This is a genomic window from Pseudomonas sp. ICMP 460, assembly GCF_002723595.1.
GTDB lineage: Bacteria > Pseudomonadota > Gammaproteobacteria > Pseudomonadales > Pseudomonadaceae > Aquipseudomonas > Aquipseudomonas kitaguniensis.
This window is the reverse complement of sequence record NZ_LKBR01000001.1, coordinates 162,551-184,338: the sequence shown is the minus strand read 5'-3', so window position 1 is coordinate 184,338 and position 21,788 is coordinate 162,551. Positions and strand designations below refer to the sequence as shown.

The window sequence follows — 21,788 nt, the reverse complement described above, 5'->3', positions numbered from 1 at the left end:
GTGGGCAGGGTGAATTCTGCCAAGGTTCAATAATGGGCCGGGGCGTGCTTAAAACCCGTCGATTCCGGCCAAACGTAATGTTTCAGCCATGGCCTGTACCTGCGGGTCGCGAAAAAAAGCGCTCAGTTGCGCCGCGCGGCCCGGGCCGATGCCGTCGGTAGCCAGCCAGGCTTGGGTGTCTTTGGCAGCCAGGGTTTGCCAGCCACCGTCCAGCTCGTTGCGCGCTGAGGGCGGAACGCCCAGGGCTTTAAGCCATTGTGCGAAGGGTCGTTGCCGAGCGCTTTGAAGGCTGTCGAGCAGCCGCGCACGGCTGCGATCACCGAAGCCATCAATATTAGCAAGCTCTGCGGCATCCAGGGTCAACCAATCGAGAATGCCTGCGATTAGACCGGCCTGGATCAATACGTTCCAGGTTTCGCGCCCCACGTGCGGCAATGACAGGCCCTGGTTGCCGCTTAGCCACGTCAGGCGCGCGAGCAATTGCTCCTCGCAACCCGGGTCGAGTTGCCAACAGCTCAGGGCATGGAAGTTCCGAGGGTCAGGCACTGGCACCTGCACGCGGGTCTCGTTGCGCAGGACCACTTGGTCCAGGCGCGGAATCACCTGCCCCGCCAGGCTGATCGACACCTGGTCGCCGGCGCGAATATCCAGTGCTTGCCAGCGTTTCAGCGAACCTACGCTGACGCGGGTGATTTGCCGATCATCCAGCCGCACCGGTGCAAGCTCCAAAATGGGCGTAATGCGCCCGGTGCGGCCGATCTTGAAGCGCACCTCGCGTACCAGTGCCAACGCCTTGGTCACCGGGTACTTCCAGGCCACCGCCCAGTAAGGCGCGCTGGCCTGCCAGCGTTTGGCGGGCGCGTGCAAGGCTTGGTGCAACACCACGCCATCACTGGCAAAGGGCAGCGGATGGTTGTACCAAAAAGTGCGCCAATGCGCGGCATCACTGAGGGTGTGGATGGGCTGGCTGTAAAGGCCGGTTTCGGTAAAACCCCAGCGCGTCAATGTGGCCAGGCGCTCGCTGAAGTCTGCTGGGCCGTCAGGCCACCCCCAGATGAACAAGCCAATGCCGGCGGCATCGGTGTCGCTCAACTGTCGGCGGTTCATCAGGCCTGCCACTTTGCTGCGCGCATTCAGCCCGCCGTGGGTTGATTGCACATGCTCGTCGAGGCGCCAATAGAGTTCGCCCTGCAACACCAGATCGAGCGGCTCCGGCAGTTGCTGAACAATGCCGGGGATCTTGCGCGCGGCGGCTGACCAATCCTGGCCGAGCCGGCCATTGCCCCGGCTGATCAGTTGGCTTAGGCGGCCCTGGCGATACACCAATGTCACGGCCACGCCGTCGACCTTGGGTTGAATCCATACGTCCTGGCGTGTGCTGAGCCAGTCACCGACAGCCTGCTCATCCAGCAGTTTTTTCAGGCCGGTGTGCGCGACCGGGTGAGGCCGGGTGCCCCGTGAACTCGCCAGTGGGTTATCCGCCGCCTGGCTGGGTGCGGGGAAACATTCGCGCCACTGCGCCAGGCGCTGGCGGGCCTGGTCATACAGCTCATCACTGACCGGCGAGTGGCCAAGGCGGTGGTAGCTGTCATCCCACAGCTCGACCTGTATGGCCAGGGTGCCGACCTGTGATCGGGCCTCTTCGGGGCACGCTTCGGCCCACGTCAAAAAGGGCAGGGCGCTGAGTAAAAGAGCAGTCAGTAAGCGCATATGAGCATCCATGCTCGCAAAGGGTGCCCAGCCTAAGTGATCCATGCAGCGATAAAAAAGCCCCGAGCGGGCGGGGCTGTTTACCGCGTGTTTCTGCTTGCCTGAACAGGCTTGCCAAGGCTTCGCCCGCCGCGTTTTTAGCGGGCGTGGCAAATGTGTTGCAACCTTTGTTGAGCGGGCGCTGCACCGCTTGAAAGACGTTTGCCAAGGCAATAAAAAGCCCCGCAGGGTAAACCCTGCGGGGCCTTGTGTACCGCGAGTGCCTACAGGCCGGCAGCGGTGCGCAGGTCGTTGGCGCGGTCGGTTTTTTCCCAGGTGAAGGTGGTGAAGGTGTCGTCACCGACGGTCTTCTGCGCAGGTGTACGACCGAAGTGGCCGTAGGCTGCGGTTTCCTGGTACATCGGGTGCAGCAGGTCGAGCATGGTGGTGATCGCGTACGGGCGCAGGTCGAAAATCTCACGCACCAGCTTGACGATTTTGTCATCGCTGATCTTGCCAGTGCCGAAGGTATTCAGCGAGATCGACGTAGGCTGAGCCACGCCGATAGCGTAGGAAACCTGAATTTCGCAACGTTCGGCCAGGCCGGCGGCAACGATGTTTTTGGCCACATAACGACCGGCGTAGGCCGCCGAACGGTCAACCTTGGACGGGTCTTTACCCGAGAACGCGCCGCCGCCGTGACGGGCCATGCCGCCGTAGCTGTCGACGATGATTTTACGGCCGGTAAGGCCGCAGTCGCCCACCGGGCCACCGATGATGAACTGGCCGGTCGGGTTGATGTGGAACTGCGTGTCCTTGGTCAGCAATTCGGCTGGCAGCACGTGCTTGACGATCAGCTCCATCACGCCTTCGCGCAGGTCGGCGTAGGACACGTCCGGGTTGTGCTGGGTCGACAGCACAACCGCGTCGATACCCACGACTTTGCCGCCTTCGTAACGGCAGGTCACCTGGGATTTGGCATCCGGACGCAGCCACGGCAGCAGGCCGTTTTTGCGGGCCTCGGCTTGCCGTTGCACAAGCTGGTGCGAGAAGGTGATCGGCGCCGGCATCAGCACCTCGGTTTCGTTGCTGGCGTAGCCGAACATCAGGCCCTGGTCGCCGGCGCCCTGATCTTCAGGCTTGGCGCGGTCCACACCCTGGTTAATGTCGGGCGACTGCTTGCCGATGATGTTCATCACGCCGCAGGTCGCGCCGTCGAAGCCGACGTCGGAACTGTTGTAGCCAATCTTGGTGATCACGTCACGCACGATCTGTTCCAGATCGACCCACGCGGTGGTGGTGACTTCACCGGCGATGATCGCCACGCCCGTTTTCACCAGAGTCTCGCACGCCACTCGGGCGAACTTGTCTTCAGCAATGATGGCGTCCAGCACCGCGTCAGAAATCTGGTCGGCGATTTTGTCCGGATGCCCTTCAGACACGGACTCGGAGGTGAAAAGGGAGTATTCGCTCATCTCGATGTTTTCCTGATATTTACCGATGGTGAGTGTCGCCAGCCGGCCGCTGAAAATGGCGGACCTGAATCTGGAAACCATTACGTAAACCTACATAGAGGCTTTCCCCGGGAACGAGTCCCGCAGCGGTGGCCCAACGGGCCAGATCGTCCTGTTCAAAACCCAACCAGAGATCACCGCAGGCCTCCTTGGCCCAACTCTGGTTGTGGCTGCATAAATCTGTGACCAGCAGGCTACCGCCGGGTTGCAGCAAATTGGCCATCTGCTTGAGGGCGTCGGCGGGGGCGGCAAAATGGTGCAAGACCATGTTCAGCACCACGCAATCGGCCCGCAGGCTGGTGTCGTTCAACGCGTCTGCGAGCTGCAGGCTGACATTGCCCAGCGCTTCGCGCTCGCACAATTGGCGCGCCAGTTCGAGCATCGCCGGGCTGTTGTCCAGCGCCGTGACCTGTTGAAAGCGCCGCGCCAGTTCCGGCAAAAAACCGCCGTCGCCGGGGCCAACTTCCAGCGCGGTCGCCCCTTCACTGAAGCTCAGCTTGTCCAACAGCGCCAGTACGCTCTCGCGGTATTGGGGCAGGCCGGCGATCAGGTCTTGTTGGGCGCGAAACTTCTCGGCCACGCGTGAGAAAAAGTCCTGGCTGGCCGCCGCGCGTTGCCCGTGGACCTGGCCGATGCGCGATTGCACGTCGCCGGGCAGGCCCAGGTTGTCGACTTCTTCGAGCAAGGCCGCGTGCAATTTGCCGCCAAGCAACTCGGTGTGGGGCAGGGCGCGGCGGTAAAAAATCGCATTGCCTTCGCGGCGCGTGGCCACCAGGTCTGCCTGTGACAGCACCTTCAAGTGGTGGCTCATGCCCGACTGGCCGATGGCGAAGATCTGCGCCAGTTCAAGTACGCCGAACGAGTTGTTGGCCAGTGCGCGCAATACGTTCAGGCGCAACGGATCACCAGCGGCCTTGCACAAGGCTGCAAGTTCATCGCCGTCGTCGGGACGCAGGGAGGGTACGGGTAAGTTCATAAGGCCGCAGTCTAGTGACGGCTGGAAATCCCTGCAAGGCCAATATCAAAAAGTTTTGATATTGGTCGATAATCGGCGGTTATAAGCAGCGGCTATAAGCTTTAGACGAAGCGGCGCACGGTTTCTGCAGGCGATTGCCGGGCCAACCACAGGAAAAACACCCACAAGTGACTATCTTTCATTGCCCGAAGGCGGTGGCTGAGGGAAAATGCGGGTCCTTTTTTCCGTTTCTTTTATTCACTATCCTCAGGAGAACAGCGATGCCCAGCCGTCGTGAGCGTGCCAACGCCATTCGTGCCCTCAGCATGGATGCCGTGCAAAAAGCCAACAGCGGCCATCCCGGTGCCCCGATGGGCATGGCGGATATCGCCGAGGTACTTTGGCGTGACTACCTGAAACACAACCCAGGCAACCCGCTGTTCGCTGACCGTGACCGCTTCGTGCTGTCCAACGGCCACGGCTCGATGCTGATTTATTCGCTGCTGCACTTGACCGGCTACGACGTCACCATCGATGACCTCAAGAGCTTCCGCCAACTGCACAGCCGCACCCCGGGCCACCCGGAATTCGGCTACACCCCAGGCGTCGAGACCACCACCGGTCCCTTGGGCCAGGGCCTGGCCAACGCTGTTGGCTTCGCACTGGCTGAAAAAGTATTGGCGGCGCAATTCAACCGCCCTGGCCACAACATTGTTGACCACCACACCTACGTGTTCCTGGGTGATGGCTGCATGATGGAAGGCATTTCCCACGAAGTTTCCTCGCTGGCCGGCACCTTGGGCCTGGGCAAGCTGATTGCTTTCTACGATGACAACGGCATCTCCATCGACGGCGAAGTCGAAGGCTGGTTCACCGACGACACCCCGAAGCGTTTCGAAGCCTACAACTGGCAGGTGATCCGCAACGTCGACGGCCACGACCCGGAAGAAATCAAAACCGCCATCGAAACCGCGCGCAAGAGCGAGCAGCCGACGTTGATCTGCTGCAAGACCACCATCGGTTTCGGCTCGCCGAACAAGCAAGGTAAAGAAGACTGCCACGGCGCCCCACTGGGTGACGCGGAAATCGCCCTGACCCGCGCTGCGCTGAAGTGGAACCACGGCCCGTTCGAAATTCCGGCCGACATCTATGCCGAGTGGAACGCCAAGGAAAAAGGCCTGGCCGCCGAAGCCGAGTGGGACCAGCGTTTTGCTGCCTACTCCGCCGAATTCCCGGAACAGGCCAACGAGCTGGTGCGCCGCCTGGCCGGTGACCTGCCTGCCGATTTCTCGGAAAAAGCCTCGGCCTACATCGCCGAAGTCGCGGCCAAAGGCGAAACCATCGCCAGCCGTAAAGCCAGCCAGAACGCGCTGAACGCTTATGGCCCGCTGCTGCCGGAAATTCTCGGCGGTTCGGCTGACCTGGCCGGTTCCAACCTGACCCTGTGGAAAGGCTGCAAAGGCGTGACGGCTGAAGACGCCAGCGGCAACTACATGTACTACGGCGTGCGCGAGTTCGGCATGAGCGCCATCATGAACGGCGTGTCGTTGCACGGCGGCCTGGTGCCTTACGGCGCGACCTTCCTGATGTTCATGGAATACGCGCGCAACGCCGTGCGTATGGCCGCGCTGATGAAGAAGCGTGTGATCCATGTGTACACGCACGACTCCATCGGCCTCGGCGAAGACGGCCCGACGCACCAGCCGGTCGAGCAACTGACCAGCCTGCGTACCACGCCGAACCTGGATTGCTGGCGCCCAGCCGACGCGGTTGAATCCGCGGTGGCCTGGAAGCACGCCATCGAGCGCAAGGACGGCCCTTCGGCGCTGATTTTCTCGCGTCAGAACCTGCAACACCAAGTGCGTACCGACGCGCAAATCGCCGACATCAGCCGTGGCGGTTATGTGCTCAAGGACTGCGAGGGCGAGCCGGAGCTGATCCTGATCTCGACCGGTTCCGAAGTGGGCCTGACCGTTCAGGCGTACGACAAGCTGACCGAGCAAGGCCGCAAGGTGCGTGTGGTGTCGATCCCGTGCACCAGCGTGTTCGAAACGCAGGACGCTGGCTACAAGCAATCGGTATTGCCACTGCAAGTCAGCGCGCGTATCGCCATCGAAGCGGCTCACGCCGACTACTGGTACAAGTACGTGGGCCTGGAAGGCCGCGTGATCGGCATGACCACCTACGGTGAGTCGGCGCCGGCGCCAGCGTTGTTCGAAGAGTTCGGCTTTACCCTGGAAAACATTCTGGGTCAGGCTGAAGAACTGCTGGAAGACTAAGGCTGTAGATTGGGGTGGTTGTTCTGGCCTCATCGTCGGAATGCCGCCCAGAGCAAGCCCGCTCCCACATTAGAATGGGTTCACAATTCAACCTGTGTGAACCCGCTCAAATGTGGGAGCGGGCTTGCTCGCGATAGCGGTCTACCCGCCACCCCATCACCCGAGGTAATCGAGAACCCCATGCCCCAACCGCGTCCCTACAAAGTTGCACTCAACGGCTACGGCCGCATTGGTCGTTGCGTCTTGCGTGCGCTGTTCGAACGAGGTGCAGCGGCCGGGTTTGAGATTGTCGCGATCAACGATTTGGCCGACATGGCCAGCATCGAATACCTGACACGCTTTGACTCCACCCACGGCCGCTTCCCCGGCGAAGTGCGGGTAGAAGGCGATTGTCTGCATATCAACGGCGACTGCGTAAAAGTCTTGCGCAGTGCCACCCCCGAGGGCATCGACTGGGCGGCGCTGGGCGTCGACCTGGTGTTGGAATGCTCCGGTGCTTACCACACGCGTGCCGATGGCCAGCGTTTTCTCGACGCCGGCGCACCGCGTGTGCTGTTTTCCCAGCCGATGGCCAGCGAGGCGGATGTCGACGCCACCATCGTCTACGGCATCAACCAGGATTGCCTGACCGGCAACGAGCTGCTGGTGTCCAACGCCTCGTGCACCACCAATTGCAGTGTGCCGCTGTTGCGCTTGCTGGATCAGGCGATTGGCCTGGATTACGTGTCGATCACCACGATTCACTCGGCGATGAACGACCAGCCGGTCATCGATGCTTATCACCACGAAGACCTGCGCCGCACGCGCTCGGCGTTCCAGTCGGTGATTCCGGTGTCCACCGGCCTGGCCCGTGGCATCGAACGATTGTTGCCGGAACTTGCCGGGCGTATACAGGCCAAAGCCGTACGGGTGCCGACGGTGAACGTGTCCTGCCTGGACATCACCATGCAAACCGTCAGCGACACCAATGCCACCGAGGTCAACCGGATCTTGCGCGACGCCGCCACCAGCGGCCCGCTCAAAGGCCTGCTGGCCTATACCGAGTTGCCGCACGCCAGTTGTGATTTCAACCATGACCCGCATTCGGCAATTGTCGATGCCAGCCAAACGCGTGTTTCCGGCCCAAGGCTGGTGAATATTCTGGCCTGGTTCGACAACGAATGGGGCTTTGCCAACCGCATGCTGGATGTTGCCGAACATTATCTGCACATCGCTTCTAAACAACCTCAACAGTAATTCAGGAACTGCGACCCATGACCGTGTTGAAGATGACCGACCTCGATCTGCAAGGTAAGCGCGTGCTGATTCGCGAAGACCTCAACGTCCCAGTCAAGGACGGTGTTGTCACCAGCGATGCGCGAATCCTGGCCTCGCTGCCGACCATCAAGCTGGCCCTGGAAAAAGGCGCGGCCGTGATGGTCTGCTCGCACCTGGGTCGCCCGACCGAAGGTGAGTTTTCCGCCGAAAACAGCCTCAAGCCAGTTGCCGCGTACCTCAGCAAAGCCTTGGGCCGTGACGTGCCACTGGTGGCGGATTACCTGGGTGGCGTCGACGTAAAAGCCGGCGACATCGTGTTGTTCGAAAACGTGCGCTTCAACAAGGGCGAGAAAAGCAACAGCGACGAGCTGGCGCAGCAATACGCGGCGCTGTGCGACGTGTTTGTGATGGACGCCTTCGGCACCGCGCACCGCGCTGAAGGCTCGACCCACGGCGTGGCCAAATTCGCCAAAGTGGCCGCGGCAGGCCCGTTGCTGGCCGCTGAGCTGGACGCACTGGGCAAAGCGTTGGGCGCCCCGGCGCAGCCGATGGCCGCCATTGTTGCCGGCTCCAAAGTGTCGACCAAGCTGGACGTGCTCAACAGCCTCAGCCAAATCTGCAATCAACTGATCGTCGGCGGCGGCATCGCCAACACCTTTTTGGCCGCCGCCGGCCACCCGGTGGGCAAGTCGTTGTACGAGCCGGACCTGCTCGACACCGCCCGCGCCATCGCGGCAAAAGTCAGCGTGCCACTGCCGGTCGACGTCGTAGTTGCCAAGGAATTCGCCGAAAGCGCCGAAGCCACCGTCAAGCTCATCGCTGACGTGGCCGCTGACGACATGATCCTCGACATCGGCCCGCAAACCGCGGCCAACTTCGCTGAACTGCTGAAGTCTTCCAAGACCATTCTGTGGAACGGCCCGGTCGGCGTATTTGAATTCGACCAGTTCGGCAACGGCACCAAAGTGCTGGCCAAGGCCATCGCTGAAAGCTCGGCATTCTCCATCGCTGGCGGCGGCGACACGCTGGCGGCCATCGATAAATATGGCGTTAGCGATCAGATCTCCTACATTTCTACCGGTGGCGGCGCGTTTCTTGAATTCGTCGAAGGCAAGGTACTGCCCGCCGTTGAAGTTCTGGAAACCCGAGCCAAAGGCTAAGGCGCATGATCCGGAAAAGGAGCATTCCCATGATCAAGTCGTTGGCACTGGTCATCGCGGCGGGCCTGTTGGCCGGCTGCGGTAGCACGCCAAGCGCGGCGCCGTCACCGGCTGGCAAGCCTGCGCCAGCGCCGAGAAACACCTGCTACCAGGCTGACTGGCAAGCCGAAACCATGCCGGTGATCAACAAGCGCATCGGCAATGAGCGGCTGGAGAAATACGACTCCGCGCCCAACGGTCAGGAACAGGGTTGCCCTTGATGGGTCTGATCAACTAACCGACAGCAGTGGCGGCCCTTGGGCCGTCGTTCGAGGATTGGCAATGAAAGGCGTTTTCGCCCTGGCAGCACTGGCCTTGTTGGCCGGTTGCAGCAGCATGAACCTGTTCAATAAGGCAGAGCCGCAAGGCACGTGGACCACCTGGACCTGTGACAGCAAGGCCGAAGTTAACTGGCGCTTTGCCAACGCGGCCCACAGCGAGGTGGATGTACGCCTCGGCGGGGCTGACCCGGTGTATCGCCTTAAACAAGACGTTGCCGCCTCGGGCGTGCTGTACAGCAACGACCAGTTGGCGTTCCACACCAAAGGTGAAGAAGGCCTGATTTACTGGGTCGCCACCGATGATTTGATTGGGCGCGGGTGTAAGGCTCAGTAATACCCAGCACGATCTCTGATGTCATTGAGATTTGACGGTGGGAGGGGGCTTGCTCCCGAGGGTATCTACCTGTCAATGAAGGTGTTGGCTGACCCACCGCCATCGGGAGCAAGCCCCCTCCCACATTAAATCCGGTTCCAAAATTGGCATAAGCGTGAGCCGGACACAGAAAAAACGATTCAGCAGGCCAAGCCTTAACCCCTTGATCTGCAATAACTTGAATAGCAGCCGCCGCTACGGCAGGCTTGCACGATTAACGACCCTCGATCGGGAGAGACAACACAATGGCACTTATCAGCATGCGTCAAATGCTGGACCACGCAGCCGAGTTCGGCTACGGCGTCCCAGCCTTTAACGTCAACAACCTTGAGCAGATGCGCGCCATCATGGAAGCCGCTGACAAGACCGACTCCCCCGTGATCGTCCAGGCTTCGGCCGGCGCGCGTAAATACGCCGGTGCCCCGTTCCTGCGTCACCTTATCCTCGCTGCCATCGAAGAATTCCCGCACATCCCGGTGTGCATGCACCAGGACCACGGCACCAGCCCTGACGTGTGCCAGCGCTCCATCCAACTGGGCTTCAGCTCGGTGATGATGGACGGCTCGCTCGGCGAAGACGGCAAGACCCCAACCGATTACGAATACAACGTACGCGTCACCCAACAAACCGTGGCCATGGCTCACGCCTGCGGCGTTTCGGTTGAAGGCGAGCTGGGCTGCCTGGGTTCGCTGGAAACCGGCATGGCCGGTGAAGAAGATGGCATCGGCGCCGAAGGCGTGCTCGATCACAGCCAAATGCTGACCGACCCGGAAGAAGCCGCGGACTTCGTCAAGAAGACCCAGGTTGACGCCTTGGCTATCGCCATCGGCACCAGCCACGGCGCCTACAAGTTCACCAAGCCGCCGACCGGCGACGTGCTGGCTATCGACCGCATCAAGGAAATCCACAAACGCATCCCTAACACCCACCTGGTGATGCACGGTTCTTCCTCGGTGCCACAAGAGTGGCTGGCGATCATCAACCAGTACGGCGGCGACATCAAAGAAACCTACGGCGTGCCGGTTGAAGAAATCGTTGAAGGCATCAAGTATGGCGTGCGCAAGGTCAACATCGACACCGACCTGCGTTTGGCGTCCACCGGCGCAATGCGTCGCCTGATGGCCACTAACCCAAGCGAATTCGACCCGCGTAAATTCTTCGGCGCCACCGTCACCGCCATGCGCGACGTGTGTATCGCACGTTACGAAGCGTTTGGTACGGCGGGCAATGCGTCGAAGATCAAGCCGATCTCGCTGGAAGCGATGTACCAGCGTTACCTGAAAGGTGAGTTGAACGCCAAGGTGAACTAAGCCTTAGGTGTTTAAAAAAAGCCCGCAGCGATGCGGGCTTTTTTTGATTTTAAGTAGCTGGAAATAGATCTGCTCTTTTAGCAGTCTTTTAGCCCCTAACCGTATACAGATACCGGCAGACTCCAGTCTGCATTTGAGATCGGAGCGTTTCGATCGGCGTAGCATCGAGCTTGAACCTGAATCCACCTGCCTGTATCGATTGTTAACTCGACTCTCCATTGACCACCGGGCTCGACACGACCTGTTCCTAACACTATGGCGGTGTTGGACTCAGCAACGTCAACAAAATAATTAGCTTCTCCTGTTCCGTAAAGTGCGGGGTTTGGGCCAAGGGGCGGTGCATATTGAAGAGGGGCGATAGTTGCCTTTTGTGCCATGTTAATTATCTCCAAGTGTTTGAATTAAAACCGACTTGTAAGCGACACGACGTGTGCTTTTTCCGCTGATGTTTAACGCTACGGGAGGTTTAAGTTCGCGTCACCTGTGAGAAATGACAGCATTTAATATTGATTGTGAATGAGGGTTAGGTCGTTTGGCTTTAAGGGGAGGTCGGAATGGAGATCGTTAAAATAAAAACATGGCCTGGCGAGGGGAGCAGTCTTATTCACTTTTTTGATGAAAACCGCATTGATCGGGCTGGTTTCTCCAGTCCCTGAGGAATGCGGTTTTTTTGTGGCGGGGAGTTGATCAGCTTACGGGTGGCGTATCCAAACCACGCTGTTCGATCACGCGGAACACATCGCTCACGTCCTGCACCAGAATGCGTGCGGTGTTGGTCACGTTGTTCAGGTCGCGCTCGGCGAAGTCCGGCAGGCTGGAGCAGGCCATCAGGTTGAGGTGTTCAACGGCTGCGTTGAGGCGTTCACGCAGGCAGGCGTGCAGGTCCGGCAATGGGGCTTCGCTGTCGATTAACAGCACGGCGGAGTCGGTGGCGGTTTGCGCGCAGGGATAGAAGCGGCGGGGTGGCAGTTGGGTTGTCATGGCAAATATTCCTCGTATCTAAAAGGACTACCGCCGTTCGCTGCGAAACGAATGGGTGGCAGCTGTGTGCGGGTTCGCAGACCGAGGATACGAGGAACCCGGCAGATCCGAAGATCTCCCACACACAGCCACCATAAAGTAAACGCCGAACGCAGAAGCGCCGTCGTTGGATTCATGATGCTTGGTTACACACGTATCGTTAGGGCTGCGAAACCCTGTCGCTGGTGAATGCCAGCGACGGCGCGAACTATAAGCGCCGACCCGATCCGCCGCAACGGTCGTGTAGGACCAACACTGCCTGCTCAGCCCACACAAAACAACTGTGGGAGGGGGCTTGCTCCCGATGGCGGTGGGCCAGCCACTGCAGCAAGTGACTGATACGCCGCTATCGGGAGCCAGCCCCCTTCCACAGCGGTTACTGTGCTGAGGGAATGGTCCTTGACCTTATCGGACATGGCCTACACAAATGGCGGCCAATGCGCTTAGTCGTGATCAATGTCCAGCTTGGCAAACGTCACGCGGGCGCCTTCCCTGGTGTCGCCACTGTTGTCCTGCACATACGCCCCCGCCTTGAAATACAACGGTTTGTCGCCCCACGCGGCACCGATGCGTTCGTTCCACTGCCCGTCGGCAGCCTCGACACTCAACAGCCCGGCTTTATTGAGGTTGATGACGTAAGTGAAGCGCGTCGTCAACGGTACATTGGAGGCCACGATGATCACGCGGCCTTCCGCTTCGTCCGGGCGCATGCGCACTTTGGCGACGATGTTGCCGGTCTGGGTTTTTTCCTTGAATTGGTACTCAAGTTTGATCAGCGGCTTTTGGCTGTCATACGCGTGAATTTGGCCGATGACGATTTTGCCGGAGGACGGCACTTGGGTCACGGCCAGGGTGGCGCGCAGGTAGTTGTCGGCCTCGGGGTAGGTCCAATTACGCAAGCGCCCGTCGGCGTAGGTTTCGCGCAGTTCACTGCGTGGGTAAACGGCGTTTTCGGTGCGGGTGCCGGTCACCGGCGTCCAGAATTGCACGTCACTGCCTTCGGCCTGGAAATATTGGTCCTTGAAGCCGCTAAGCAGTTTCGGCGTGTCGATTGTCGTGGGCGGGGAGCCGACCGGAATGCTCAGGTTCCAGGTGGAAAGGTCGATCATGGTGTTGGCCTTTTACAGAGGGTGAAGGCTTTGGCCCGTAGGCCTTACTGGTTCTTTATAGGCGGTGCTCACCGGCTTGTTAAACATTGCGTGGCAATTTATTGGCGTCAGAGGAGTGTCAAAAAGCCATGTTTCCCATGAACCGCGGGCTGTAGAGGTTGACCGTTAGTCGGCTTCCTGAACTTTGGCGCAATGATGGCACTGAGGTCACTTCTGATTTTTTAGAACCGGGGCTAGAGTTAGCCCTCAGGGTTTGTCCGGTTTTGTTATCAGAAGTAGCCGGTGTAGTTCCTTCAGGAAGAGACGTAGCATGGATTGCGCTTCACACCACGGCGATGGCAGTTCGGTTCTTCTGGTAGTCGATGACTACCCGGAAAACCTCAGCAGTATGCGCGCGCTTTTGCAGCGTGAAGACTGGCGCGTCATAACCGCAAGTTCCGGTCTCGAAGCCCTGGAGTTACTGCTGGCGCACGAAATCGACCTGGTGTTGCTGGATGTGCGCATGCCCGGCATGGACGGTTTTGAAGTGGCGCGCCTGATGCGCGGCAGCCAGCGTACGCGTATGACGCCGATTATCTTTTTGAGCGCCCATGCCCAGTCCTCCGCCGCCGTGCTGGAAGGCTACGCCAGCGGTGCGATCGACTACCTGTTCAAGCCCTTTGACCCGAATATCCTCAAGCCCAAGGTTCAGGCCCTGCTGGAGCAGCAGCGCAACCGCCGAGCCTTGCAGCGCCTGAGCCATGACCTGGAATCGGCCCGCGCGTTTAATGCCTCGGTGCTCGACAACGCCGCCGAGGGCATCCTGGTGGTGGGCGAGGGCAGTGTGATCGAGTACGCCAACCCGGCCATTTCCCGGTTACTCAATGCCACCATGGCGGAGTTGCAGGGCGAGAGCTTCCTGAGTTTCCTGCAAAAGCCGCATGTGCCCACCTGGTTGGGTTTCCCGATGTTCGAGGCGTACCGCAAGGGGCAGACGTGGCGCCAGCACGACGCCATTTTGCGCACGGGCCGCGGCCAGCAAGTGCCGGTGGCTTTGTCCTGCGCGCCATTGCCCGCCGAGCAAAAGGCCATGGTGGTGACGGTGCTGGACATGTCCGAGGTGCGCCACCTGCATCAGCAACTGGAGTTCCAGGCCGTTACCGACCCGTTGACCGGGCTGCTGAACCGGCGCGGCTTCCACCAGGCGGTGGAAAACACCTTGTTGCGCAGCGAGCGCAACGGGCTGTCGCTGGTGTTGCTGTACCTGGACCTCGACGGCTTCAAGCGCGTGAATGACACATTGGGCCATGACGCGGGCGACCGGGTGTTGCGCTGGGTGTCGGAACAAATGCAGGCGTGTCTGCGTTCTTACGACATTCTGGGGCGGATGGGCGGGGATGAATTCACCGCATTGCTGGAGCTGGAATTCCCGGAACAGGCGGCAAAGATTGCAGAGAAGCTGATCGAGCGCGTGTCGGTGTGTCAGCAGGTCGATGGTTTGGATGTGATGCTCGGTGCCAGCATCGGCATTGCCACGTTCCCGGACTGCGGTTCGGACTTGAACGGCCTGCTGCGCGCAGCGGATATTGCCATGTACGAAGCCAAGCGCGCGGGGCGTCAGCAATATCGCTATTACGATCAGGAAATGAACGGCCGCGCGCGTTCACGCCTGATGCTCGAAGACAGCGTGCGCAGCGCCATTCAAAACAAGGATTTCACCCTGGTGTACCAGCCGCAGGTGTCCCTGGAGGACGGCCGTTTGCGCGGCGTCGAGGCGCTGTTGCGCTGGCAGCACCCCAGTGTCGGCGACGTACCGCCGGGGCTGTTTTTACCGTTGCTGGAGGAGGCGCGGCTGATCAGCCAGTTGAGCACCTGGATCTACCAGCAAGTGGCGGCGCAGCGCCAGGCCTGGCACAGCACCTTTGACGAAGACCTGGTGTTGAGCGTGAGCTTGAGCAGCAGCCAGTTCAATATGCCTAACCTTGCGAGCCAGTTGCAGCAGGTCATCGAGCGGCATGGGTTGCAGGGGCGGCAGTTGGAGGTGGAAATCAGCGAAGACAGCCTCATGAACAACGTGGATGAGGCCAACAAGCAGCTCAAGTTATTGCGTCAGCTTGGGGTGCGTATCGCCCTCGATGACTTCGGTTTGGGCCGCTGTTCGCTGGCCCATCTGCGTGACCTGGAGTTCGATACGCTGAAGCTGGACCCGCAACTGGTCGCGCGTTTGCCAGGCTCGGTGCGGGACGCGGCGATGGCCCGCAGTATTATCCAGTTGTGCGGGCATTTTGATGTGTTGGTGATCGCTGAAGGTGTGGAAACACTCGAGCAATCGCAGTGGCTCAAAGCCAATGGTTGCTCGTTTATCCAGGGGCCGTGGGCGGCGCAACCGCTGATGGCCGAGGAATTGGCCGCCTGGTCTCGCCCCCGTCTGCTTTGAATTCGCTACACTGGCGGCCTTTCGAACCCTGTTGCAGACCCCATGACCGCGCTGAAATACCTCCAGGCCTACCCCGCAGCCCTTCAGGAGCAAGTGCGCCAACTGATCGCCAACGACCAGTTGGGCGCGTACCTGGAACAGCGTTACCCCGAGCGCCACGCGGTGCAGAGTGATAAAGCGCTGTACAGCTACGCCTTGGCCTTGAAGCAGGAACACCTGCGTAACGCGCCGGCCATCGACAAAGTACTTTTCGACAACCGCCTCGACCTGACCCACCGCGCCTTGGGCCTGCACACCACGATTTCACGGGTGCAGGGCGGTAATCTCAAGTCCAAGAAAGAGATTCGCATTGCCGCGTTGTTCAAAGAGGCCGCGCCACAATTTTTGCGCATGATCGTGGTGCACGAGCTGGCGCACTTCAAAGAGTCGGACCATAACAAGGCGTTCTACAAACTCTGCGAGTACATGATGCCGGGCTACCATCAGGTGGAATTCGACCTGCGGGTGTACCTCACGTATCGCGATTTGCAGGGCAAGCCCTAACCTCACCAGGCGATAGACCATGGACGTGAGCAAGACCAAAAGCAGTTTTTACCGCCGCCTGTACGTGGCGTACTTGATTGATAGCCAGCAGGCCAGCAGCGTGCCGGCGTTGACCGAGGCCACCGGCATGCCCCGGCGCACGGCGCAGGACACCATTGCCGCACTGGCCGACCTGGATATTGTGTGCGAATTCGAGCAGGAAGACGGCGCCCGCAACCATGCGGGGCACTATCGGATTCGTAGCTGGGGCGCGATTGATCGGGGCTGGATCGAGGCGAATCTGGCGTCGATCAAGCAGGTTCTGGGTTACCCCTGAATTCTGCGGTGATCGGCCTGCCGCCATCGGGAGCAAGCCCCCTCCCACAGTGGATGTGTGAACACAGTCAAAATATGAGAAAGCGCCTGCTCCGATGGCTTCGGCACAGCCACCTCATTCAATGTGTGAACACATTCCACTGTGGGAGGGGGCTTGCTCCCGATGGCGCCCTCAGAGGCGGCGCATACCGATGTGTGGAATATCGTCTTCCAGGTATTCCTCGCCCGCCACCACAAAACCGTACCGCGCGTAATACCCCTGCAGATGCGCTTGGGCTGACAGAAAAATCGGCGTTTGTGGCCAGATAGATTCAATGCGCGTGAGCGCTTCCTGCATCATCTGATGGCCCAGCCCGGTGCCGCGTGCCACCGGCGCCACGACCACTCGACCCACCACCACATCGCCGCCCTGAGACTCCGGGTCGAGCAGGCGCAAGTACGCCACCAATGCGTCATCGTTCCAGGCCATCAGGTGGTGGGTGTCGCCCGACAGGTCCTGCCCGTCGAGGTCCGCATAAGCGCACTTCTGTTCGACAACGAAGACGTCGCTGCGCAGGCGCAAAATCGCGTACAACTGCTCCTTTCCAAGCTCATCGTGATGTTTGCAGACCCATTCAACGCTCATGGTGTGATCTCTTCTGAATGACGGTTGCCGATAGTAAGCGCAGCGCGCCTCGCTGTCTAAATTCGGCCATTGTGTGAGTGGCGTCATATCGCCATCATTGAGTTCAGTCGTCGCTGACTTCTTTGTGTAATCTGCAGTGCAGGATTATTGATGAGCTATTGTTATAACGCCATCACCTGCCCCGCCAAGGACCTTGAGCATGCCGCGATTTTCTCGTGCCGTTGCTTTGATTGCAGTGTTGTTGCTGGCCCAGCCAGCGTTCGCGCAGCGCCTGCGTCTGGTCGCGGATGCATGGCCGCCTTTTACCGATGCCACCTTGATCAACGGCGGGCTGGCCACTGATATTGTCAGCACGGCCTTGGCGCGCGCCGGCTACGCGAGTGGTTTCGAGCAGGTGCCTTGGGCGCGTGCGTTGCTGGGCGTGGGCGATGGCCGCTATGACGTGTTGGTCAATGCCTGGTATGACGCCGCGCGTACACAGCTGGGGCAGTTTTCCGCACCGTATCTGGTTAATCGTGTGCGTTTTATCAAGCGCGCTGAAGACCCTATCGAGTATCAGAATTTGCAGCAGCTGCACGGCGAGCCCATCGCCGTGGTGCGCGGGTATGCCTATTCGGCGGCATTCGACCAGGATCAGCAGTTGCAAAAAGTACCTGTGCATAACTTCGCCATGGCCGTGCGCATGCTTGCGGCGCAGCGTGTAAGGCTGACGCTGGAAGATGAATATGTGGCCCGCTACTACCTCGCGCGCGAGTCGCTGAAGGTGCGTAATACGGTGGAGTTTTTGCCGACGCCGCTGAGTGAAAACAACCTGCATATTCTGGTCAGCCTGAAGAACCCCGAGCATGCGCAGATCGTCGCCGGTTTTGACCGCGAGATTGCCAGGATGAAGCTCGATGGCAGTTATGCGCGGTTGATGAAGGCGCACGGGATGTAGTGGGCTTGCGGGCCAAATGTGGGAGGGGGCTTGCTCCCGAGGGCGGCCTAAGCCGCGCGGGTATCTTTGATCAGGTGCGCGGCCAGCGTGCGCAGCGGCCCCAACTGCCGGCAGATCAAGGCCAATTGCGTCTGCACCAGCCGCTGCCCTTCATCGATCTCATCCGGCATCTGCTCAAGGTCCGCCGCCAAGGCTTCTTCGGCGTCGCTGTGAATCGCGATCGGCTGTTTATTGGCCAGCGCCGTGGCGATTTCGTCGATGCTCGCGGCCAGGGTATTGCCCGCGCCGTCGATCAAATGCTCACGCACTTCGGCCGGCAACAGGGTTTCGCGGTGCGCACCCAGCCCCGACAAATAGCTGAGCAACGTGTGCGACAGCACCAGAAAGCGAAAGCCCACATCGGCTTCTTTGCGAAAGTGGCCCGGCTCCATCAGCATGTTCGCCAGTGTCGTCGACAGCGCCGCATCGGCGTTATGCGCATTGCGCCGGGCCAGGCGGTAGGCGAGGTCGTCGCTTTTGCCGGCGGCGTATTGCTGCATGATTTGGCGCAGGTAAATGCTGTTGCAGGTCAGGGTGCTGGCCAGCACTTTGTTCAGGCGGCGGCCTTGCCAGTCCGGCAAGAACAGGAACACCGCGAGGCCCGCGATCAGGCTGCCGATCAGGGTGTCGAACAGCCTTGGCAGGAACAGCCCGTAGCCATCGCCCACTTGGTTGAAGCAGAACAACACCATCAGCGTGATTGCCGCCGTGGCCAGCGTGTAGCGCGTGGTGCGGTTGAGGAAGAACACCAGGCCTGCGGCGATGGCGAACATCGATTGCACCAGCGGGCTTGGGAACAGGTCGAACAGCGCCCACGCGACGGTGAGGCCGATGGCGGTGCCGATGATCCGCTGGCCGAGCTTGCGCCGGGTGGCGCCGTAGTTGGGCTGGCAGACGAACAGGGTGGTGAGGATGATCCAATAACCTTGCGAGGCGTGGATCGCGTGCAGCGTGCCATAGCCGATGGTCAGTGCCAGGGCCAGGCGCAGGGCGTGGCGGAACAATAGCGAGGTGGGCGTAAGTTGCGTGCGCAGGCGCGTCCACATTTCTTTGAGGTTGCGCGGCGCACGGTCGAGCAGGTTGCTGTCGGTAGCGTCGGCCAGGGCGTCGGGGTTGCTCGCGTCGCCGAGCAGGCGGTCGAGGGTCGACAGGTTGGCCGCCAGGGCACGTAACGAGCGCAGCAAGCCGCGCCAGGCCGGGTTGCTCTGGATGCGCAAGTGTTCCAGCGAGGCGTTCAAGTCGCCCAGCGCTTCGGCGAAGCTGTCGTCATAAATGAACGGCTGGCGCAGTTGGATTGATTCGCCGAGCGTTTGGCAGGCTTTGCCTTGCTGGCGCAGCAGGCGCTGGCAGCGGAACAACACGTCACTGTGAAAGAACGCGTCGGCCAGGGCGTTGTAAGGGTAGTGGGACGAGCTGGCGCGTTCGTGAATGTCCTGGGCCAAAAAATACAGCTTCAGGTAGCGACTGACCTTCGAACCGGGGCGACCATTGCCCACGCGGTGCAGGATAATTTCCTTGGCCGCGTTCAGCGCTGCGACCACCCGGCCGTTTTGCTGGGCGAGTTCCAGGCGGCGCGCTTCCACATCGAGCTGGCGAATTGGTTCAAACAGTGAAGATTTGAGCTTGAGGTAACGCCCCAATTCGCGAAACAGCCGCGCCAGGCTTTGCTGCACCGGCTGGTTGGAAAACAGCGCCTGCCACAGCACCGACAGCACGCCATACCACGCGGCACCGGCCACCAGCAGCAACGGTTCGTGCCAGAAGTCGGTGAAGGCGTCACCGCGCTGGTCGACGCCGATCATGGTGTACACCGACAGAATCAATGTTGCCGAAGCGATTGCGCCATAGCGTTCGCCCAGCGCCCCGAGCATGGTCAGGCAGAAGCTGGCCAGGGCGAGGGCAATTGCGAAAAACCACGGGTACGGGAACAGCAGCTCCACCGACAGCGCGGCAATGCTGAAACACACCAGCGTCACCGCCAAGGCATTCAGGCGGCCTTGCCAACTGTCATCGGTCTCGGCCAGCGCGCTGGCGATAATCCCCAGGAACAGCGGGATCAGCAATGCCATCTCGTCCTGATACCAGCACAGCGCCATGCTGCCGGTGAGGGCGATGAACACGCGCACGCTGTAACTGAATTTATCCAGCGCCCACAGGCGCCGCATGGACTGCTTGAACGAGGTCGATGACATGAAGTCTGGAGTCTTCCGGGACGATGCCGCTAAATTGAGCTATCAAAGACGCCACGGCAAGCGTGGCGATCACATCGATGGGCAAAATATATTTCAGGCACTGCACGCCAGATGTGGAATGCACTTAATGTGGGAGGGGGCTTGCTCCCGATGGCAATGGTTCAGGCAATACCTGTACTGCACTTAATGTGGGAGGGGGCTTGCTCCCGATGACAGTGGTTCAGGCAATACATGTACTGGACTTAATGTGGGAGGGGGCTTCCTCCCGATGGCAATGGTTCAGGCAATACCTGTACTGGACTTAATGTGGGAGGGGGCTTGCTCCCGATGGCAATGGTTCAGGCAATACCTGTACTGGACTTAATGTGGGGGGGGCTTGCTCCCGATGGCAGTGGTTCAGGCAATACGTGTACTGACTGAGGCACCGCTATCGGGAGCAAGCCCCCTCCCACAGTTTGATTGGGTACATCCAATTTTCAGGCGTATTGCGCGGCGGCGTAGCCCGAGGCCCAGGCCCACTGGAAATTAAACCCGCCGAGGTGACCGGTCACATCCAGCACTTCACCGATAAAGTACAAACCCGGGCTTTTCAGCGATTCCATGGTCTTGGACGAGACTTCCCGCGTATCCACCCCGCCCAGCGTCACCTCGGCCGTGCGATAGCCTTCAGTGCCCGCTGGCACCAATTGCCAACAGCCGAGTTTTTGCGCGATATCAGCCACTTCCGCGTGGGTGTACTGCTTCATCGGTTTGGACACGAACCAGGTGTCGGCCAGCAGGTTGGCCATCTTCTTGGTGAAGATTTCACCCAGCAGGGTTTTCAGCTCACTGTTGGGGCGCTCCACTTGTTGCTGTTGCAGCCAGGTGTGGGCGTCGTGGTCGGGCAGCAAGTTGATTTCGACGGTGTCGCCGGGTTCCCAATAAGAGGAAATCTGCAAGATCGCCGGCCCGCTGAGGCCACGGTGAGTAAACAGGAGGTTCTCGCGAAAGCTCTGGTCGTTGCAGCTGACCAGGCAGTCCACCGAGGTGCCGGACAACTCGCCGCACAGGTCTTTGAGTTGGTCGGTGATGGTGAACGGCACCAGCCCGGCGCGGGTCGGCAGCAGTTCATGGCCGAACTGTTTGGCGACCTGATAACCAAAACCGGTGGCGCCCAAGGTCGGAATCGACAAGCCGCCGGTGGCGATCACCAGCGATTCGCAGCGCAGCTCACCCAGCGTGGTTTGCAACTGATAACCACGTTCGAGCTTGGCGATTTCCTCGATTGAGGTGTCCAGATGAATGTTCACGCCGGTCTGGATGCATTCATCCAGCAGCATCCCGAGGATGTCGCTGGACTTGTTATCGCAGAACAACTGGCCGAGTTTTTTCTCGTGGTACGGCACGCCGTGCTTGGCCACCAGCTCGATAAAATCCCACTGGGTGTAACGCGCCAGCGCGGATTTGCAGAAGTGCGCGTTGTGCGAAAGGAAGTTGGCAGGCTCGGTGTACATATTGGTGAAATTGCAGCGGCCACCACCGGACATCAGGATCTTTTTGCCGGCCTTGTTTGCGTGGTCGATCAACATCACCTTGCGCCCACGCCCGGCGGCGGTCAGTGCACACATCAAGCCTGCGGCGCCGGCGCCAATGATCACAACTTCGGTCGAGCGCAAAACGGTGTCCTCATACAAGTGCTGAATTGGAATACAGGCAAATGTGGGAGGGGGCTTGCTCCCGATGGCGGTGGTTCAGC

18 protein-coding genes are annotated in these 21,788 nt (G+C 60.1%); 10 read left to right on the top strand and 8 right to left on the bottom strand.

The window, feature by feature from the left end; translation table 11 throughout:
- Positions 1-48: 48 nt before the first annotated feature.
- From ligB to AO240_RS00820, 3 genes are all read right to left on the bottom strand, one after another.
- Positions 49-1,710 carry an NAD-dependent DNA ligase LigB gene (gene ligB / locus AO240_RS00830; RefSeq protein ID WP_099234793.1) on the bottom strand — a complete coding sequence of 554 codons (1,662 nt, stop codon included), beginning with the start codon at positions 1,708-1,710 and terminating at the stop codon, positions 49-51.
- 263 nt (positions 1,711-1,973) lie between these two features.
- On the bottom strand, positions 1,974-3,164 hold the full coding sequence (gene metK / locus AO240_RS00825) for a methionine adenosyltransferase (RefSeq protein WP_099234792.1): 1,191 nt from the start codon (positions 3,162-3,164) through the stop codon (positions 1,974-1,976).
- 19 nt (positions 3,165-3,183) lie between these two features.
- Positions 3,184-4,179 (bottom strand): metalloregulator ArsR/SmtB family transcription factor, encoded by a 996-nt coding sequence (locus AO240_RS00820; protein ID WP_058415147.1) that lies wholly within the window; start codon positions 4,177-4,179, stop codon positions 3,184-3,186.
- A 260-nt stretch (positions 4,180-4,439) separates the two neighbouring features.
- On the opposite strand from AO240_RS00820, the gene tkt reads away from it, so the two are divergent.
- The 6 genes from tkt to fba all read left to right on the top strand — a co-directional run bounded on the left by tkt (position 4,440) and on the right by fba (position 10,857).
- Entirely contained in the window at positions 4,440-6,437 is a 1,998-nt protein-coding gene (gene tkt, locus AO240_RS00815; RefSeq protein ID WP_099234791.1) for a transketolase, read from the top strand.
- Positions 6,438-6,617: 180 nt separating this feature from the next.
- Positions 6,618-7,673 carry an erythrose-4-phosphate dehydrogenase gene (gene epd / locus AO240_RS00810; protein WP_099234790.1) on the top strand — a complete coding sequence of 352 codons (1,056 nt, stop codon included), beginning with the start codon at positions 6,618-6,620 and terminating at the stop codon, positions 7,671-7,673.
- 17 nt (positions 7,674-7,690) lie between these two features.
- A complete protein-coding gene (locus tag AO240_RS00805) occupies positions 7,691-8,854 on the top strand; it encodes a phosphoglycerate kinase (protein ID WP_099234789.1) in 1,164 nt (387 codons plus the stop codon).
- A gap of 29 nt (positions 8,855-8,883) precedes the next feature.
- On the top strand, positions 8,884-9,114 hold the full coding sequence (locus AO240_RS00800; RefSeq protein WP_099234788.1) for a hypothetical protein: 231 nt from the start codon (positions 8,884-8,886) through the stop codon (positions 9,112-9,114).
- A 61-nt stretch (positions 9,115-9,175) separates the two neighbouring features.
- A complete protein-coding gene (locus AO240_RS00795; protein ID WP_099234787.1) occupies positions 9,176-9,508 on the top strand; it encodes an MliC family protein in 333 nt (110 codons plus the stop codon).
- A 284-nt stretch (positions 9,509-9,792) separates the two neighbouring features.
- Positions 9,793-10,857, top strand: a complete 1,065-nt coding sequence (gene fba / locus AO240_RS00790; protein ID WP_003177554.1) for a class II fructose-bisphosphate aldolase — start codon at positions 9,793-9,795, stop codon at positions 10,855-10,857.
- A 687-nt stretch (positions 10,858-11,544) separates the two neighbouring features.
- Here the strand turns inward: fba and AO240_RS00785 are convergent.
- Positions 11,545-11,838 (bottom strand): fructose-bisphosphate aldolase, encoded by a 294-nt coding sequence (locus AO240_RS00785; protein WP_099234786.1) that lies wholly within the window; start codon positions 11,836-11,838, stop codon positions 11,545-11,547.
- A gap of 482 nt (positions 11,839-12,320) precedes the next feature.
- Positions 12,321-12,986: a polysaccharide lyase family 7 protein gene (locus AO240_RS00780; RefSeq protein WP_099234785.1), complete on the bottom strand. Its 666-nt coding sequence runs from the start codon at positions 12,984-12,986 to the stop codon at positions 12,321-12,323.
- Positions 12,987-13,296: 310 nt separating this feature from the next.
- Between AO240_RS00780 and AO240_RS00775 the strand changes: the two genes are divergently transcribed.
- The 3 genes from AO240_RS00775 to AO240_RS00765 are packed head-to-tail and all read left to right on the top strand — an operon-like array spanning position 13,297 to position 16,261.
- A complete protein-coding gene (locus AO240_RS00775) occupies positions 13,297-15,402 on the top strand; it encodes a bifunctional diguanylate cyclase/phosphodiesterase (RefSeq protein ID WP_099234784.1) in 2,106 nt (701 codons plus the stop codon).
- Between the two features lie 42 nt (positions 15,403-15,444).
- A complete protein-coding gene (locus tag AO240_RS00770; protein ID WP_099234783.1) occupies positions 15,445-15,945 on the top strand; it encodes a M48 family metallopeptidase in 501 nt (166 codons plus the stop codon).
- 19 nt (positions 15,946-15,964) lie between these two features.
- Positions 15,965-16,261 (top strand): helix-turn-helix domain-containing protein, encoded by a 297-nt coding sequence (locus tag AO240_RS00765; protein WP_058415158.1) that lies wholly within the window; start codon positions 15,965-15,967, stop codon positions 16,259-16,261.
- 171 nt (positions 16,262-16,432) lie between these two features.
- On the opposite strand, the gene AO240_RS00760 is transcribed toward AO240_RS00765, so the two are convergent.
- Entirely contained in the window at positions 16,433-16,885 is a 453-nt protein-coding gene (locus tag AO240_RS00760; RefSeq protein ID WP_099234782.1) for a GNAT family N-acetyltransferase, read from the bottom strand.
- Positions 16,886-17,084: 199 nt separating this feature from the next.
- Between AO240_RS00760 and AO240_RS00755 the strand changes: the two genes are divergently transcribed.
- On the top strand, positions 17,085-17,822 hold the full coding sequence (locus AO240_RS00755) for an ABC transporter substrate-binding protein (RefSeq protein ID WP_099234781.1): 738 nt from the start codon (positions 17,085-17,087) through the stop codon (positions 17,820-17,822).
- A gap of 47 nt (positions 17,823-17,869) precedes the next feature.
- On the opposite strand, the gene yccS is transcribed toward AO240_RS00755, so the two are convergent.
- Together yccS and AO240_RS00745 are read right to left on the bottom strand one after the other, a co-directional pair.
- The gene (gene yccS / locus AO240_RS00750) at positions 17,870-20,053 is read right to left on the bottom strand and encodes a YccS family putative transporter (protein WP_099234780.1); all 2,184 of its coding nucleotides are present in this window, start codon (positions 20,051-20,053) and stop codon (positions 17,870-17,872) included.
- Between the two features lie 476 nt (positions 20,054-20,529).
- On the bottom strand, positions 20,530-21,708 hold the full coding sequence (locus tag AO240_RS00745) for an NAD(P)/FAD-dependent oxidoreductase (protein WP_099234779.1): 1,179 nt from the start codon (positions 21,706-21,708) through the stop codon (positions 20,530-20,532).
- Positions 21,709-21,788 lie beyond the last annotated feature (80 nt).